Source organism: Myxacorys chilensis (assembly GCF_059505265.1).
On record NZ_JCACKG010000018.1, the window covers coordinates 1 to 2,156 of the forward strand.

2 protein-coding genes are annotated in these 2,156 nt (G+C 65.9%); both read left to right on the top strand.

Annotated features, from left to right (window positions below; genetic code table 11):
- Positions 1-237: 237 nt before the first annotated feature.
- Positions 238-606, top strand: coding sequence for a transposase (locus tag AC5JLB_RS00975; RefSeq protein WP_495871988.1), 369 nt, complete (start codon positions 238-240; stop codon positions 604-606).
- 100 nt (positions 607-706) lie between these two features.
- A partial coding sequence (locus AC5JLB_RS00980; RefSeq protein WP_495871987.1) for an AfsR/SARP family transcriptional regulator occupies positions 707-2,156 on the top strand: 1,450 nt, incomplete at its 3' end.

The following is a 2,156-nucleotide window of genomic DNA, read 5'->3' on the forward strand; positions in this document are numbered from 1 at the left end:
GACGAGGCTTGTCACGTGCTGCCGGCACGGCCGCAATCGGGGCGGGTGTGTGGATGCTCTTGTCATGAGCGCGAGATAGATCCTAACCCCAGTTGACCCCGTCGAGCACGTCACCAGGGCGCGGAGCCGGAAGACCTTGCTCCATCGCCGCCTCCGGTGCTCCTCTTCATTGTGGATCGTCCGACACCTTTGGCAGACGGTCTTGTGCCGTTCGCGTAAAGAGCCAGCGTAACGCCTCTGACTGACTTCCCACACAGCCTCTCAGAAGTCACTGCGGCTGCGATCCTGACGATGATGCCGGAGCTGGGCCACCTGGATCGCAAGCAGGTTGCAAGCCTCGCGGGCCGCGCGCCAGTCACCCGCCAGTCCGGGCGGTCGCAGGGGAAAGCCTTCATCCAAGGTGGACGTGCTGCCCTCCGGCAGGCCCTCTACATGCCAGCGGTCGTGGCCTGCCGCTTCATCCCCGACCTCAAGGCCAAGTACGACCAGCTCATCAGCTCAGGAAAGCCAGCCAAACTCGCCATCACCGCTATCATGCGCAAGCTCATCGTCCTCGCCAACGCCCTGATCCGGGATAGCCGCCACTGGCAAGCAGCTAGGCCTTGATCAAGACGGATACTCTGACACCACCCGCCTTGCATTTCCATGCTATCCTTCCAGTCTGTAGACGTCCGGCTGGGAAGTGCCGGCGTTTAGAGGTCGACTGATGGCCAGAGTGGGACTTCGACTTCTCGGCAGCTTCGAAGCGAGGGTCGATGATCGGCTCGTCGCCTTCCCGACTCGACATTCGGCGCTGCTGCTCGCTTGGCTGGCGCTCTTACCAGATCGCGCGCATCCGCGGGAGCGATTGGCGGGCCTCTTCTGGCCCGACCGGAGCGAGGAGCAGGCCCGGACCTCGCTCAGGCAGGCTTTGTACCGTTTGCGTGCCGCGTTGAACGACGCCAATCCGCAGCCTATCCGGACTGACTCCCGTGGCATTCTCCTAGACAGCGCCGCGATTCATTCCGACCTTGCTGCAATCGAAGCGGTTAGCCCTGGAGACGGTGAGACCCTGGCCAGGGTGGTCGGGCAGATCGGTGGCGATCTCCTGGAAGGTTTTGACGATGCCAGCCCCGAATACGACACTTGGCTGCTAACTGAGCGGGCCCGAGTCCGGCGCCTCGTGGCGGAACGGTTCAGCCAACTGGCGGCGCTGCACGAGGTGGCGAGACGCTTTGGCGAAGTCGAGGCGCTTGCGCGACGGCAGCTCGCCCTCGATCCCTTTGACGAAGCTGCCCTACGGCAACTGATGTCGGCTGCCGCCCGCCAAGGCCGACGGAATGCCGCGCTGACTGCCTTTCGGGCTCATGCCGACCGGCTGCGCGAAGAGTTGTCGGTTGCGCCCGAGACGGCCACGGTGGCCTTGTGGCAGGCGATCAAGACCGGAACGCTAGGCCCCACAGGACGGATGACGGGCGAGAGGATTTCCGGTCGTACGGATCTATCCGCAGAGGCCACCCCGTCCCAGACGGCCACCGCGTCTCAAGCCTCGACAACCCCCGTCGAGCAGCGGCGGCTCGCGGTGCTCCATTTGTGCGCACCCGGGGTCGGCGCTCATCTGGCCGGCCTTGATCCCGAGGAAGCCGTGCTGGCCATCGCGACCGTCGTTCGGCAGATGGAGGAGATCGTCTGTCGCTACGGGCCGCATAGCCTCCGCGCCTCGGCCGGAGGACTCACGGCCACCTTCGCCCTTGCGGAGCGTCCAGCCCTGTCAGCGGCGCGCGCCGCCCTTGAGGCAACCGCGGCGACGGGGGCCTGGGGCGGCGTACATGCGGGCGCGTCGCTCACCGACGGGAGCAACGAGGCAAACCTCCTCGATTTCATCGCACGACGGCTGGCGGAAACTGGGGCCGGGGCGGTCCTCCTTTGTGAGAACGCGCGTGCCGAGTGCGAGGGCTATCTTCTTCTGGAGCAAGGTCCGTCGCTCGTCCTGCCGGGTATCACACGCCCAATTCCGACATGGCGTGCAACTGGAGCTACAGGCGCGCGCAATAGTTGGCAGGCGCGGGCAAGCCGGGGCCTTTCGCCGCTCGTCGGTCGCGAGGCCGAGCTTGTCATGCTCCGTCAGGCGCTCGCGCGCAGCGAGGCCGGGGCTGTAGCCGTCCTCGTTTCGGGCG